Raw genomic sequence first — 13364 nt, 5'->3', positions numbered from 1 at the left:
ATAAAGGCGGGATTCAGATGAGCGGAACCACACAGCAGGCCTGGGTTGATGAGGCCTGGAGCAAGGCGCTGGAGAAGACGAGAAGGAACAGTGTGAGCATAGGGGCCGAGTTCCCCCATGCGAGCCAAGGCGGCAAGTATGTACTGGAGGCGCCGAGCTGGTGGACGGCCGGCTTCTGGCCGGGAATGCTCTGGCAGCTCTATGCCGGGAGCGGCGACGAGAGCCTGAAGGCGATTGCCGAGCGCTGCGAGCAGCGGCTGGACGAGGTGCTGGACGGATACGTGAAGCTGGACCACGACCTGGGCTTCATGTGGCTGCTGACCAGCGTAGCCAACTACAAGCTGACCGGCGCAGAGCAATCGCGGGTCCGGGCGCTTAAGGCTGCCAATTATCTGGCTGCCCGCTTCAATTTTAAAGGCCGTTATATCCGGGCCTGGAATCCGTGGAGAGAAGGCGAGGACAACAGCGGAGTCGCCATTATCGACTGCAGCATGAACACCAGCCTGCTGTTCTGGGCTTCCGAAGTCACCGGAGACCCGCGCTACCGGCATATCGCCGAAGCGCATATGGATACGGTGCTGGAGCATTTCATCCGGCCGGACGGCTCTGTCTATCACATTGTCAATTTCAACCCGGTTACGGGCGAAGTGGTGGAGAAGCGCGGCGGACAAGGCTATGCACCCGAGTCGGCCTGGTCGCGCGGCGCGGCTTGGGCACTCTACGGGTTGTCGCTGGCCTATCATCATACGGGCAAGCGGAGTTACCTCCATGCGGCCAAGCAGGTCGCGCATTTCTTCCTGACCCGTCTGCCGGAGGATCAGGTTCCGCATTGGGATTTCCGTGCTCCGGGTGAGGTTGGCGAGATCCGTGATACCTCGGCAGGTTCCTGCGCGGCGAGCGGTCTGCTGCTGATGGCCAGCCAGGTGGAGGCCTCGGAGGCTCATGTATACCGGAATGGGGCGCTGAGAATTACAGAATCCCTCTACCGGAATTATGGAACATGGGATGATGCAGAGGAACAGGGGCTGCTGCTTCACGGCACGAGCAATTATCCGGAGAACCGGAATATTGATGTGCCGCTGATCTACGGCGATTTCTTCTATGTCGAAGCACTGGCCCGGATCAAAGAAGCCGGCCCGTTCTACTGGGAGTAGGGGGATTATGATGACCAGGATAAGCGACAATCCGCTACAGACCCGGGAGGATCTGCTGGCCGCGCTTGAACAGCTTACAGACCCGCTGCGTCCGCTGTACAGCAAGGGCGGTGCAAGACTTGACATCGGCCGGACAGGGGCAAGTTATCCGGCAGCGACTGCCGGAATGGAGGGATTCTCCCGGGTGCTGTGGGGGCTGATTCCGCTGCTGGGCGGAGGCGGGGACAGTGAGCTCTGGCCCACAGTGCTGGACGGTATCCGGCATGGCACCGATCCCGGCCATGAAGAATATTGGGGAGAGGTGCGGGACTACGACCAGCGGCTGGTGGAGATGGCAGCCTTCGGGTTCGCGCTCGCAGCGATCCCGGACCAGATCTGGTCCCCGCTTGCCCCGCAGGAGCAGGAGCATCTGTATAATTGGCTGAATCAGATCAATTCTCATCCCTGCTATGACTGCAACTGGCTGTTCTTCAACGTGCTGGTGAATGTCGGGTTCCGCACGATAGGACGTCCCTATGATGAGGTTCAACTGGAGAGCAACCTGGAGCGGATGGATGCCTTCTATCTGGGTGAAGGCTGGTACAGTGACGGTGTGGACGGACACTGTGATTATTACGGACCCTTCGCCATCCATTATTATTCGCTGCTGTATGCGAAGCTGATGGGGCAGGAGGACCCGGAGCGGGCCCGGAAGTTCAAAGAACGGGCCCGGCTGTTCGCCGCTGAATTCGTGGCCTGGTTCGCCCCGGACGGCTCTGCGCTTCCTTACGGCCGCAGCCTGGCCTACCGGTTCGCCCAGTCGGCGTTCTGGAGCGCCTTGGCCTATGCAGAGGTCGAAGGCTTCTCCGCCGGCACTGTCAAAGGGATCATCCTGCGCAATCTGCGCTGGTGGTTCAGTCAACCGATCTTCGATGCCGCCGGTGTGCTGACCATCGGTTATACATATCCGAATCTGGTTATGGCGGAGAATTACAATGCCCCCGGCTCACCCTACTGGGCGCTGAAGACGTTCCTGCCGCTGGCCCTCGGTGCGGAGCATCCGTTCTGGAGGGAGCAGGAGCTGCCGCTGCCGGAGATTCCGGCAGTGAGTGTGCAGAAGCCCGCACATCTGGTCCTGGTACGGGAGCCTGCTTCCGGTCATACAGCAGCCTTCAACAGCGGGCATCTGTCAACCAATGAGCACACCCATACCTCGGCCAAATACGAGAAATTCGTCTATTCCACGGGCTTCGGATTCAGTGTGCCCCGTGCGGAATGGGGATTGTCGCAGGGGGCCTTCGATTCCATGCTTGCGCTTAGCGAAGCGGGGGAGCATCTCTACCGTGTACGGCGCCGGAACCTGGAATCGGAGATATTGGACAATCTCCTGCGGTCCGTCTGGAAGCCTTGGGCGGACGTAGAGGTGCGAACATGGGTAGTGGCGGGTCTGCCTTGGCATATCCGGGTACACCGGATCGAGACAGGCCGGGCGCTGGATGCCGCGGAGGGCGGATTCGCCCTGGGACAGGAGACCGGGCTTGCGCAGCAGCTCAGCGGATCGGGTGCGGCGGCGGCAACGGCGTGGGGAACGAGCGGTATCCGGGGGTTAACCGGCTATATGCGGGCAGAGCTGATCTGGCCGAATGCCAATACGAATCTGCTTCGCCCCCGGACGGTATTGCCGACATTGACCGCCTCCCTGGAGCCGGGAATTCATTGGCTGGTCTCAGCGATATACGGCGATCCTTCGGCTGTCCCTGTTCCTTCCGCTCAGCTAACGGAACTGCCGGGAAATATCCTGGAGCATGACCCGCTGTCTTTGCTGAACGTTACTTTGGACGAGGATAAGATTAAGGTTCTTACGACCGGCGGGGCAGAAGTTATTATTCCCTTGCAATAGAGAAGAAGGGCTGCATCTCCCGCAATAGGGAGGATGCAGCCATTCTTATGCCAGCCGGAGGGGTTACAGGGTTACGCCCTTATCCTCTACAAGGCTCACTTCAATAACGTTTCTGCCAGCCGGACCAGCTCATCTTTGGTGTAATCCTGGCCGCTCATCTCGTCGAGCTGATAATGGAGCATCTCCCGGCTGCCCGGAATTCCGGCTGTCCATGTCAGATTATTGCCGCCTCTGTACTTGGTGAAGAGCATCTCTACTCCCTTAACGTCCAGCTTCTCTGAGGTGAAATCAACTTGTTCGTCCATGTATTGTGTAACCGGGCCGTTGGTTCTGCTAATGTGTAGAGTGACTTCCTGGTTACCCTTCCGGTAAGCGGCAGTCAGACTAAGCAGACGGTCTGACAGTCCCACCGGCAGCATGGCATAATCCTTGCCGGACTGCTCAGCCTGCTTGCGTAGTCTGTCCGCTGTAGCGGCGGCTTCCTCAGGGGCAGGGGGATGGACCAGATTGACCGGCTCGAAATGAACTGAAGCACTATGGAAGGAATATCCGTCGCCAAGCCGCTCTGCAACCGTCACAGATTGTCCTGACAGCTTGGCTTGGAGTGACGCCAGGTCTGTGTAGCGGACAGGCTTGAACCGGGTATCCGTCACTCCGTCTGGGTTATGGGGCAGGACATAGAAGATGGCTGCGGTGCCCTCTTCAAGCAGTTCTTCCCCTAATTCCCTGCTGTAATCAAGCCGCCGGATATCCTCCGCCTGAACCTCCTTGAATTCTGCGGCAGGCTTAACCTGTAGAGTAATCTCTCCCTTCTTATTGCTTAAGCTCTGGTAGTGAACCGCAGCGAACCCGGAGGATGCGGTCAGCAGCATACCTGTAATAACCAGTATTCCAACTTTATATTTCATGAAAAAACGCTCCTTTTTATGTTGTTCGGCATACAGCTGTTTCATCACGCGGCCGCTCAGATCGACATCTCCAAGGTCTTCCTTAAGAAGGATTTCTTTCAGCTCCGTGTCTTTGTAAGACGGCATAATAATCCTCTCCTTTTGCCTCAGTATAATATTTGCGGAATTTCTTGGCGCTCCGCTCATACTTTTTCCTAAGTCGTGTGCTGCTCTGATGGAGCATCAGGCTGATGTCCTGATAGCTCAGCTCCTCGACACTTCTCAGGATCAACAAGCTGCGTTCTTCAGCCGATAACATCGCCATGGCCCGCTGAACCTTCTCATCCGGGAACTTGGCCTCGATCTGCTGATCCACCGGCCGGTACTCCCGCTCATCCTGATAGAAAAGGCTAAGCGCCTTGCTCAGCTTCCGTCTGCGGATCACATCAATACAGTGATGGTAAGCGATCTTGTACAGCCAGGCTGTGAACGGCACATCAGGCCGGTAAGCGGACAAAGAGCGGTAAGCTTTGAGAAAGACCTCTTGGGCGCCGTCTTCCGCTTCGGGATAAGAGCCGAGCATATGATAACAGTAGAGAATCAGCCGCTTCTGATAGTGAAGCAGGATACGCTCGAACTTATCGAGATTGCCGTCCAGCACCTCACGAATAGTATGATGTATAGTTTCATCCTCCAAGATTTCTCCCCCTTTCAATCTGTACAACGGATGATGAGGCAGGAATGTGACATGTTTTCAGAAAGACCTCAAAAATTATAGCTGAAAATACAGCCTAACAAAACCCCATGCCTGTGAGACGTAAGGCGGCTGGATTATCAATTGTCCCTTGCCGGATTTCCTGCTATAATTTTGGCATGTACGTTGATAGGGGGTTACACTGATGGCAACGAATTGCTCATTAGCTAGGAAGTCCTCATGCAGAGCCTGATCCGGGGCGATACTTTGCGTGGGGTGCGGCAGGAAGATCTTGATCGCCCAAACTGATTTTATCGTTTCTAATCGCAGGCTCTGCACCTTACTTGGTTTGATCAATACAAATAAGGGGCTGAAGAGCTGTGCAACCAACATTTATTAGAAACCATCAATATAATTACATTAAGAAGCAAGCGGATTTTGTTCTGAAAACACTGCGTTCTGTAGCGGACCGCCGGGTCCTGGAGACCGTGAGATACAGTGCTGAGTTGAAAGTGACGGGGGCCTTTGCTTCCCTGACCACCGATCAGGAGCACATGCTGAGAGCCATCTCTTCCTTCGAGAAGGCTGAGGATTTCCAGCAGTATACGAGCGGGCTGGAGCCTTATCTGGAGCCGTTTCCGCCGATTACCCTGAAGCAGATTCAGAAGCTGTTTCCCAAGAATAAGAAGATGAAGCTACCTGATCTGCAGTCGATTGATTTTCGCTATGTGACGTATCTGGCCTGGGTCGATATATCCACGAACAAGCTGTTCATCGTCTACCCGTACGAAGGTCAGTTCATTGGTGTAGAAGGCAGACTGATACCGACGCACAAGAAAGGGTATTGCCTGTTCTGCAACCGCCAGCAGGAGCTTGCCTTCCTGACGGTCAAGATCAAACCGGAGATTGCTGCGGCAGATAATTATGCTTCGGTGGGCCAATACGTATGTATGGATAATCACGGCTGTAATCAGAGTATTACGGATATAAGTGCGCTGGAGAAGTTCGTACTTTCGGTGCGCAAATAGGATAGAGCAGCGGTTCACCTTTTGGTGGACTGCTGCTCTATTTTTTTTTGTGTAGGCGTATAGGGGAGGACGGACAGAGTTGGAAAAAAGGCACTTAATTCTGCTGAATAAGAGTAATGTGAGGAAGCAGTTGGAAAAAGTACACTTAATCCGCCGAACCTTAGGGATTTAGCTAGAATGGGAGCGATTAAGCTACATTTTTCCAACTGCTTATTAGAATTGCGCCAATGGTGCGAAATTAGATGTACAATTTCCACTTAGATATGGCATCTATATAAGAAGCACAAAAGAAATAAACAAAAAGCAAAAGAAGCGGAGGGGGAATTTGGAACTGTAGGAGCGGTAGCGACCGCCTTTGTTCCCGGATTTCCACCGCGAAGAGCGGAATAAATCAAGAAATCTGGGGACGGGCAGCGGCCGGAAGTCCAAATGTTCACCGCAGTGACGACGAAGCCTCAAGTTCAAGACTTAAGTGCGTCTTATCTAGCTTACCTGCATCGTCAACTGGAGCAGCTCCTCCAGAAGCTGCTCCTCCTGGTTGATGATCTCACACATTCTTCGATGAATCTTCACCCGCGCCGCGGGCTTATTGCCGGAACACATCACCATGATGATGAATTGATTGACCAGATCCCATTGCTCTCCTGCATGCTGGTAGCCCTCAGCAGCCCGGGAGAGCGCGGGCGCACCGGCCTCGCGGTGAAGCAGCTCCAGGAACTGGCTGAACCGGATTCTGCTGATCGGCAGGGCATTGGCGTAGATCTTGAAGTTAGAACTGGCTTCAGCCGAACCATCGGAGGCGATCCCTGTCTCCAGATAGGCATTGGCATAAGCTCTAAGGTTGACGCCAACCTGATCCGGCAGCATCTCATTAGCCGGGCTGTTCAGCATTCCCTGAAGTGTGGTCTGCCAATCTGTGCAGGTATGCGAAGGCTCCCCAGGCTCGAATAAGGCATAGAAGTGACAGGCTTGCTCAAGGATATCGAAATCCACGGCTTCAAGTGTTTTGCCGTAGTAGGCATCCGTCAGGTAGATGATATTGCCGGGCCGGTCCAGACCCACGGCAAGACAGGCATGGCTGGTATGCAGCCTGCGGAAGGCCACGCACCAGGGGCAGTCATAGGAATCGAAGCCGACCAGAACCGGCATTCCCGAAGCTAACCGGCTCTCAAGCAGATCAAGCATATAGCTCTTCTCCAACGCCGGCCCCTCCCGCTCGATATAACTGAACGTAAGGCCGTGGTAGGCAGACAGGTAATCTGTACTGATCCGCGGCAGGCGTATCCGCTCAATCAGCGGCTGATCCGGGAACTGCTGCTTCTCCAGGGACATCTGCCAGGCATTGCCGTACATACACTTGCTGTCCCGTCCCTTCCATAGCGCTACAGACTGGATACAGTCATCAATACAACTGCGCAGGGTGGGGTAAGGAGTACTCTTAACGGGAGCAATGTTCAACACTGCTCATCATCTCCTTCGCTGACACATAGTGATGATGCAACCGGTTTCGGTAACAAGCGGGAGTCATCCCGCTATATTCACGGAAGAGCCGGTAGAAATATTTCATGTCGTAAATTCCGACCTCAAGGGCAATAGACTGTACCCCAAGCTCCGTGAACAGCAGCAGAATGCAGCTGTATTTCATCCGGATCTCCTGGAGAATCTGGATGTAGGACCGGCCGGTCTTATTCTTGAGTAACCGCTGAAATTGGCGGGAGCTCACCGCGATCTGCTGGCTCATCTCATTCAGCGTGATCTTCTCGCTGTAATTCGTGATCATATAGAGGATGACATCATGCAGCGGATCGTAGTCCAGCCCGGGCCGCTGAACGAAAGGAACGGCCGCTGCGGGCATAATGAGCTTCGCCAGCTGCCGCAGCAGCGGGTATAGCTGCTGCTGATCCTGAAGCGTGTTATTGTTCTGCATCCCCTGCATACGGCGGAGCAGGAAGGACAGCTCCTTGTTTTTCTCCCTGTATCCGAACCACTGCTTCACCTCCAGCAGCTTCAGTAGCGGCAAATGATCCTCTTCAGAGAATGGCCCGGCCAGCTCGCTGAGCATCCTGCCAAGCTCCGGCCTGAGCATACAATTGAGGATGAGCAGCGGCTCTGTCCCGCTCAGATCCTGCGGGTGAAAGACATGCGAAACGCCGGGAGGTATCACGAGCATATCCCCCTGCATCACCTGCATTTTATCCTCACCCGCCAGATGAATCCCTTTCCCTTGAACCACATAGGCCAGCTCTACGAAATCATGCTGATGACGTACGGAAGTGACCGTTTGGTGAGTCAGGAGCATTTGTACTGGCGAACAGGAGTCAAATAGATATTCCCCAGTAAATACCGGAAAAACTTCCATAAACAAACCTCCGTTTCCTGCTTCCTCAGGGTGTGTACCTGGAACCCATCCTAGTATATCTCAATATTTTGGCGCATTCAACCATATATTAACAGTTAGGGATTTGGTATATTCATCTTATTCATTCCAATTATGCCTACTGAAAGGGGTATTCACATGCAGCAGAAGGTCATTGAGATTATCGCAGAAATCAAGGAGGAGCCGGGCCTGCTTCAGACGCTGAGCGGAGCTTCCGATCTGACGCTGGACGCCGCACTTGATTCGCTGCAAATCATCAATTTTATTCTGAGAGTCGAGGACGAATTCAATGTAGAAGTAGATTTCGATACCTTTGATCTTGAACATTTGAAATCCGTTGACCGGTTCTCGGCTTATGTGGCCGGGCTTGCCGTACAATGAAGAACGCTGTGCACTGCGGCAGTCTGGAATCGGAACGGTACTGGCGGGAGGAGGACCTGGCTTCCCTGCCGGCCATTCCTGATGCGAAGGCACTGGGGATCGTACAGGCCATGGATGAAATGCTGTTTGCCTTCTGCGGAAACGGCGATATTCTTCTAACCCGCCATGGGATGGACCAGGCTCAATATGACTATCTGCAATCGCTTGGCTACTCTTTCCGGACCAATCTCCATCCAATGACCCTGGGAGCAGAGGAACCCGGTACAGGACTGGACGAACTGAATGTATTTGAACTGCTGGGCAGGTTGAACCCTGGACCGGAGCTAAGCGGGTTAATTCCGCCAGGATCGCTGCTTGAACCCTTTGCTGTGCTTCCCGGAACGTATGAGGCCGTAAGGCGGTACAAGCTTCTGCCCGTTCTCCCGGATGAAGAGACTGTACGCGCAGTCAACACCAAAACCTACTCTGCGGCCATGCGGGACAGGCTGCAGCTGCCGAATATTGCTCATGTGGTCCGTAGTATGGAGGAGCTGCTGCAATCGGGAGCAGCGCTGCTTGAGAAGGGGGCCTTTCTGATCAAGGACGAGTACGGGGTATCCGGCAAAGGCAATCAGCTCGTAGACTCTGAGCGGATGCTGCGGAGAATGGCCGGGTATCTGGAGTCCAGCCGGAACCAGGGGAAAAGAATCCGGTTTGTCCTCGAGCCCCTGCTGGACCGGGAGACAGACTTCTCCTGCCAATTTCATATTGACTCCGAAGGCCGGATCTCCATATTGTCCGTTCAGCAACTGGTGAACCAGGGCTTTGCCTTCGGGGAGTCCCATTCTCCCGGGCCGTCTCTGCTTGAGAAGCTGGACCGGGAAGGATACTGGGAGACCATGCACAGCATAGGACGCGAGCTGTATGCCGACGGTTATTACGGTGATGTGTGCGTAGACTCCATGGTGCTGCGCGACGGAAGCCTGGAGCCGCTGGTAGAGATCAATGCCCGCAAGTCGATGAGCCTGATTAAGCATCATGTGGACCGCCGTCTGAAGCAGGAGGGGATGTACACCTGTCTGGTACAGGTACCCCTGGCCGCTATGGGCAAGGTTCATTATGCGGAACTGCTGCAGCGGATGGAGGAGAACGGCAGCTTATTTACACTGGACCAGGGCGAAGGGGTGATTCCCTTGACCTCATCGGCACTCCAGCCGCTTGACCCCTCCCGCGCTACCGGTTCCACTAAGGGCAAGCTGTATGCAGCACTCGCCTACCGGAATGAGGACAGCAAACGTTGGCTCACCCGCACGCTGGATGAATCTCTTTTGCGCACCGGTTACACAATACTGCGATAAAGAAAGGAACCCTCCCATGAATAACACCGTGACTATTCTATGCTCCGGGTTTGGACTGGGCTTCTATGTCCCCGGCCTGCTGATGGAACGGAAATTCACAGCCCTTGGCATCCAGGCGGAGATTGAAGTCTTTGAGAGCCTAATGCCTGACAGCAAAAAAAAGCGGACGGACGACAACCGCAAAGCGTACCAGCAGAGCTTTGCCGTAGCCTTGACCTCACAGAAAATACCCTCCGATATCCGCAGCAGCCTGGATCCCGCCGCCGTTGAACGCTTGTTCCGGCAATGGAAGCAGGAGCAAAGACAGCATTTCATCGTATTGTCCGGGCACTGGGTCCATGTGATGGACAGGTACCGCGAGATTGCCGGGATGCCTGTGTATGCGGATTTGCTGTATATTGATGCCGACCTGTCGCCATCCTGGAAGAATCTGCGCAAGCTGAACCCCGGTTACGCGGAAGGCTACCGTGAAGTGAGCATGTATGATCCCGCGGCACGTGAGATCCTGTACAGCATTGATGCCGAGCCTGCGGAACCGCTGCCCGCTGCGGCCAGGAACGGGAGGCTGGTGGTTCATGGCGGAGGCTGGGGTATCGGAACCTTCCGCGAGAAGTTCGATGCCCTGGAGTCGGCAGGCTATGAACTGGACATCGCCGCTTACAGCGTTCAGGAGATTGGGCAGGCCGTCCGCGGGCGGCGTTATTATATGAATGACCCGCAGTGGCGGACCTGGCAACGTGACAGTAACGGGAAGTACACCTTCCCGCCTTTTGCCGAGGTGACCGGCACCGGGGCAGGGAGCTTCCCGCCCAGCCGTAACTATCAGGACGGGATGTACGGAGTGATCCGGCAGGCATCCGCCGTGATCAGCAAGCCGGGAGGCGGCGCACTGATTGATTCACTTGCTTCGGGTACCCCGCTGGTGCTGCTGGACCCCTTTGGCCCGCATGAGAAGATCAACAGTGATCTGTGGGTGGAGCTTGGTTACGGCATCCGTTACGGGGATTGGGCCGGGAGCGGCTATGATTATGATGAATTGCGCAAGCTGTCGGACAACCTCCGGTCGGCCAGAGGCCAATATCCGGATTATACGTCAAGTTATGCGGAGCTATTATCCGCAGCGGAAGGGAGACGCTAATGCAGCCAACCAGTAAAGTGAACCTTGATGCCAAGTCCTTCGAGGCCTTGAAGCGTACCATTAAGAACGTCGTAGTTCCGCACAGAGAGCGCAAGCTGGACCCCGGCTTCAAAACTGTCATGCCGGAGATTATGTCCCTGAAGCTGACCAACCGCTGTAATCTCCGCTGCAAGCATTGCTATCAGTGGAATGAATCCGGCTACCATCATGATATGGACGCCGACGAGCAGAACCTGGATATGGATCTGGGTATGATTCAGCGGCTGCTGGAGGAGACAGATGAAGCCCAGTCCCGTCTGTACTTGTGGGGGGGCGAGCCGCTGTTCCACCGGAATGCCAAGGAGATTCTGGAGCTGCTGAGGGAGCATCCCCGGGATACCACGATCTGCACCAATGCCTATATGATTCCTAAGTTTGAAGAGGAGCTGTGCGCCATCTCCGATAATCTGGAGCTGCTGATCCCCATTGAAGGGTTCGAGGAGGAGCATGATTTCCTGCGCGGCAAAGGGTCCTTTAATAAGGTGGTCAAGAGTGTTGAACGGCTGCTGGAGCTGCGCGAGCAAGGCCGCTTCCGCGGCCGGATCTCGGTGCACAATGTGATTAATGACAACATGATTGGGCGGTTGTATGAGCTGGTGGAGTTTTTTGAACAAAAGGGTGTGGATCTGGTCCTGCTCTGCTTCCCGTGGTATATCTCTGAGGAAACGAGTTTTGCGATGGACCGCTTCTACGATGAGCACTTTCAGTGGCTGGCGGAGCTTCCGCCGGATCACCGGAGCAGCTGGCATGCCTTCAAATACCACATCAAGCCGGAGAACATCTCCAGGCTGACCGAAGACCTGAGACGGATCAACAGCAACACCTGGCATAATACCCGGATTCGTTACCAGCCGGGGCTTGATTTTGATGAAATCGAGGATTTTGTAGCCGGTAAGCCGATGAAATCCCGCAGTACGTCCAAATGTCTCGCACTCAGCACCCGGGTGGATATTGCACCGAATGGCATGGTGAGTGCCTGCAAATTTTTTGGCGAGCTGGCCATTGGTAATGTGAAGGAGTACTCGCTGACAGAAATATGGAACTCTGCGCGCTACGACAGGCTGCGGCGGATTCTGGATGAAGGGCTGTCACCGGCCTGCTCCAAATGCAATGTGCTGTATCTGAACACCTATGCTGCGCTGACACATGTATGAAGACTGAAGGGGAACAGCCTGTCTACAAGCTAGGTATCCTGGGTGCCTCGAACATTGCCGTACCTGCCATGCTGGAGCCTGCGCGGGCTGTCAAGAAGATCAGCATTACCGCAATCGCCAACCGGACCGCTTATAAAGCGGCAGCAATGGCGGAAGCTTACCAGATTCCTTATGTGGCAGGCAGTCTGGATGAACTGCTAGGGCTTGGCGATCTGGATGGCGTATATATTGCACTCAGCAATGAGCTTCATGCAGAATGGGCCATCCGGGCGTTGCAGGCGGGGAAGCATGTATTGGTGGAGAAGCCGATGTGCCTGCATCCTGAAGAAGCGGAGCGGTTACGGCTGGTGAAGCAAAGCTATGCTGATCTGAAGCTCGCCGAAGGTCTGATGATTGCCTTCCACCCTTGGCAGCAGGCGCTGAAATCCATCGTGGACTCGGGAGAATTCGGCGCTCTACACCGGATCAGTACAAGAATCTCTGTACCCGCGAAGAACAGACATGCCGGGAATTACCGCAGTGTGCAGGCTAAGGGCGGAGGGGCTTTTGCCGATCTGGGCTGTTATTGGCTGCAATTCGTGCAGACCCTTGCCGGGCTCCAGCCCAGCAGGATTAGGGCGCAGTCGGCTTTCGATGGCCCGGATGGCTGCGATTGGACCTTTCAGGCGGCGCTGGACTATGAGAACGGCCTGAAGGCCGAGTGCCTCACTTCCTTCGAGCTGCCTTTCCGGGCATGTCATACGCTGTATTTCGATCAGACAGTCCTGACAGTCCCGGATTTCTTCCGGCCGGTCAAAGGCTTCTACAAAATCAAAATCCGGCACGATCTCCCGGACAACCGAAGCACCCTGTGCGAATTCGAGCCGATGAACTATTATGTGAGCCAGCTTGAAGCATTTGCGGAGATGATGAGCGGGCAACGGGCGGACAACCTGGAAGCTTCTTGGGAAAGGGTGCGCCTGCAAGCCCTGATCCTGGCTGAGGCGCGGCAGCAACGGGTCTATGAAGCCAATTATCTCTAAGAGGTCAAAGGGTCAAAATGTAAAAACAGCGACTTCCCTTCATTGGAGGTTCGCTGTTTTATTATGGCTGTATGATTAAAGAACACCCGTGCAATTCCCCGCACGGGTGTCCTACTGTAGTGAAATATAGGTTGATCTATAAATCTTCAGATAAAGGAGGGAGCAGCGGAGGAGATTTTGGAACTGTAGGAGCGTTAGCGACCGCCTGAAAGCTTTCCGCAGGAAAGCTCACTTCGGAAGCATCATCAGTTTCCGGATTTCCACCGCATAACAG

At 54.8% G+C, this 13364-nt stretch carries 12 protein-coding genes; 8 read left to right on the top strand and 4 right to left on the bottom strand.

The features are described 5' to 3' along the window. Window positions 1-17 precede the first annotated feature (17 nt). A complete protein-coding gene (locus tag HQN87_RS07310) occupies window positions 18-1154 on the top strand; it encodes a glycoside hydrolase family protein (protein WP_173129938.1) in 1137 nt (378 codons plus the stop codon). Between the two features lie 7 nt (window positions 1155-1161). Beyond that, window positions 1162-3033 carry a DUF2264 domain-containing protein gene (locus HQN87_RS07305; protein WP_173129936.1) on the top strand — a complete coding sequence of 624 codons (1872 nt, stop codon included), beginning with the start codon at window positions 1162-1164 and terminating at the stop codon, window positions 3031-3033. Between the two features lie 95 nt (window positions 3034-3128). Here HQN87_RS07305 and HQN87_RS07300 read toward each other — a convergent pair whose 3' ends face one another. Further along, window positions 3129-4067: a hypothetical protein gene (locus HQN87_RS07300; protein ID WP_173129934.1), complete on the bottom strand. Its 939-nt coding sequence runs from the start codon at window positions 4065-4067 to the stop codon at window positions 3129-3131. Beyond that, complete coding sequence (locus HQN87_RS07295) at window positions 4024-4617, bottom strand: RNA polymerase sigma factor (RefSeq protein ID WP_173129932.1); 594 nt, start codon at window positions 4615-4617, stop codon at window positions 4024-4026. Before HQN87_RS07295 ends, HQN87_RS07300 begins: the two co-directional genes overlap by 44 nt. A gap of 377 nt (window positions 4618-4994) precedes the next feature. Between HQN87_RS07295 and HQN87_RS07290 the strand changes: the two genes are divergently transcribed. Further along, window positions 4995-5642: a FusB/FusC family EF-G-binding protein gene (locus HQN87_RS07290; protein WP_173129929.1), complete on the top strand. Its 648-nt coding sequence runs from the start codon at window positions 4995-4997 to the stop codon at window positions 5640-5642. A gap of 483 nt (window positions 5643-6125) precedes the next feature. Here HQN87_RS07290 and HQN87_RS07285 read toward each other — a convergent pair whose 3' ends face one another. Next, entirely contained in the window at window positions 6126-7103 is a 978-nt protein-coding gene (locus tag HQN87_RS07285; RefSeq protein ID WP_173129925.1) for a hypothetical protein, read from the bottom strand. Next, entirely contained in the window at window positions 7081-8001 is a 921-nt protein-coding gene (locus tag HQN87_RS07280; protein WP_173129922.1) for an AraC family transcriptional regulator, read from the bottom strand. Before HQN87_RS07280 ends, HQN87_RS07285 begins: the two co-directional genes overlap by 23 nt. A gap of 156 nt (window positions 8002-8157) precedes the next feature. On the opposite strand from HQN87_RS07280, the gene HQN87_RS07275 reads away from it, so the two are divergent. The 5 genes from HQN87_RS07275 to HQN87_RS07255 are packed head-to-tail and all read left to right on the top strand — an operon-like array spanning window position 8158 to window position 13090. After that, window positions 8158-8400: an acyl carrier protein gene (locus tag HQN87_RS07275; protein WP_173129918.1), complete on the top strand. Its 243-nt coding sequence runs from the start codon at window positions 8158-8160 to the stop codon at window positions 8398-8400. Next, window positions 8397-9737: an ATP-grasp domain-containing protein gene (locus tag HQN87_RS07270; RefSeq protein ID WP_173129916.1), complete on the top strand. Its 1341-nt coding sequence runs from the start codon at window positions 8397-8399 to the stop codon at window positions 9735-9737. The genes HQN87_RS07275 and HQN87_RS07270 overlap by 4 nt, the downstream gene beginning before the upstream one ends. A gap of 16 nt (window positions 9738-9753) precedes the next feature. Further along, entirely contained in the window at window positions 9754-10875 is a 1122-nt protein-coding gene (locus HQN87_RS07265; protein WP_173129913.1) for a UDP-glucuronosyltransferase, read from the top strand. Beyond that, window positions 10875-12068, top strand: coding sequence for a radical SAM/SPASM domain-containing protein (locus HQN87_RS07260; protein ID WP_173129910.1), 1194 nt, complete (start codon window positions 10875-10877; stop codon window positions 12066-12068). The genes HQN87_RS07265 and HQN87_RS07260 overlap by 1 nt, the downstream gene beginning before the upstream one ends. Continuing rightward, a complete protein-coding gene (locus HQN87_RS07255) occupies window positions 12065-13090 on the top strand; it encodes a Gfo/Idh/MocA family protein (protein ID WP_173129908.1) in 1026 nt (341 codons plus the stop codon). Before HQN87_RS07260 ends, HQN87_RS07255 begins: the two co-directional genes overlap by 4 nt. Window positions 13091-13364: the final 274 nt, after the last annotated feature.

The sequence above is a fragment of the Paenibacillus tritici genome (assembly GCF_013204885.1).
Lineage (GTDB): Bacteria > Bacillota > Bacilli > Paenibacillales > Paenibacillaceae > Paenibacillus_AQ > Paenibacillus_AQ tritici.
This window is presented reverse-complemented; position numbering and strand designations above follow the sequence as displayed.

Bases quoted from the DNA above. Each gene is read 5' to 3' on its own strand.
- HQN87_RS07310 (WP_173129938.1), top strand. From the start codon at position 18: ATGAGCGGAACCACACAGCAGGCCTGGGTTGATGAGGCCTGGAGCAAG.
- HQN87_RS07305 (WP_173129936.1), top strand. From the start codon at position 1,162: ATGATGACCAGGATAAGCGACAATCCGCTACAGACCCGGGAGGATCTG.
- HQN87_RS07300 (WP_173129934.1), bottom strand. From the start codon at position 4,067: ATGCCGTCTTACAAAGACACGGAGCTGAAAGAAATCCTTCTTAAGGAA.
- HQN87_RS07280 (WP_173129922.1), bottom strand. From the start codon at position 8,001: ATGGAAGTTTTTCCGGTATTTACTGGGGAATATCTATTTGACTCCTGT.
- HQN87_RS07275 (WP_173129918.1), top strand. From the start codon at position 8,158: ATGCAGCAGAAGGTCATTGAGATTATCGCAGAAATCAAGGAGGAGCCG.
- HQN87_RS07270 (WP_173129916.1), top strand. From the start codon at position 8,397: ATGAAGAACGCTGTGCACTGCGGCAGTCTGGAATCGGAACGGTACTGG.
- HQN87_RS07265 (WP_173129913.1), top strand. From the start codon at position 9,754: ATGAATAACACCGTGACTATTCTATGCTCCGGGTTTGGACTGGGCTTC.
- HQN87_RS07260 (WP_173129910.1), top strand. From the start codon at position 10,875: ATGCAGCCAACCAGTAAAGTGAACCTTGATGCCAAGTCCTTCGAGGCC.
- HQN87_RS07255 (WP_173129908.1), top strand. From the start codon at position 12,065: ATGAAGACTGAAGGGGAACAGCCTGTCTACAAGCTAGGTATCCTGGGT.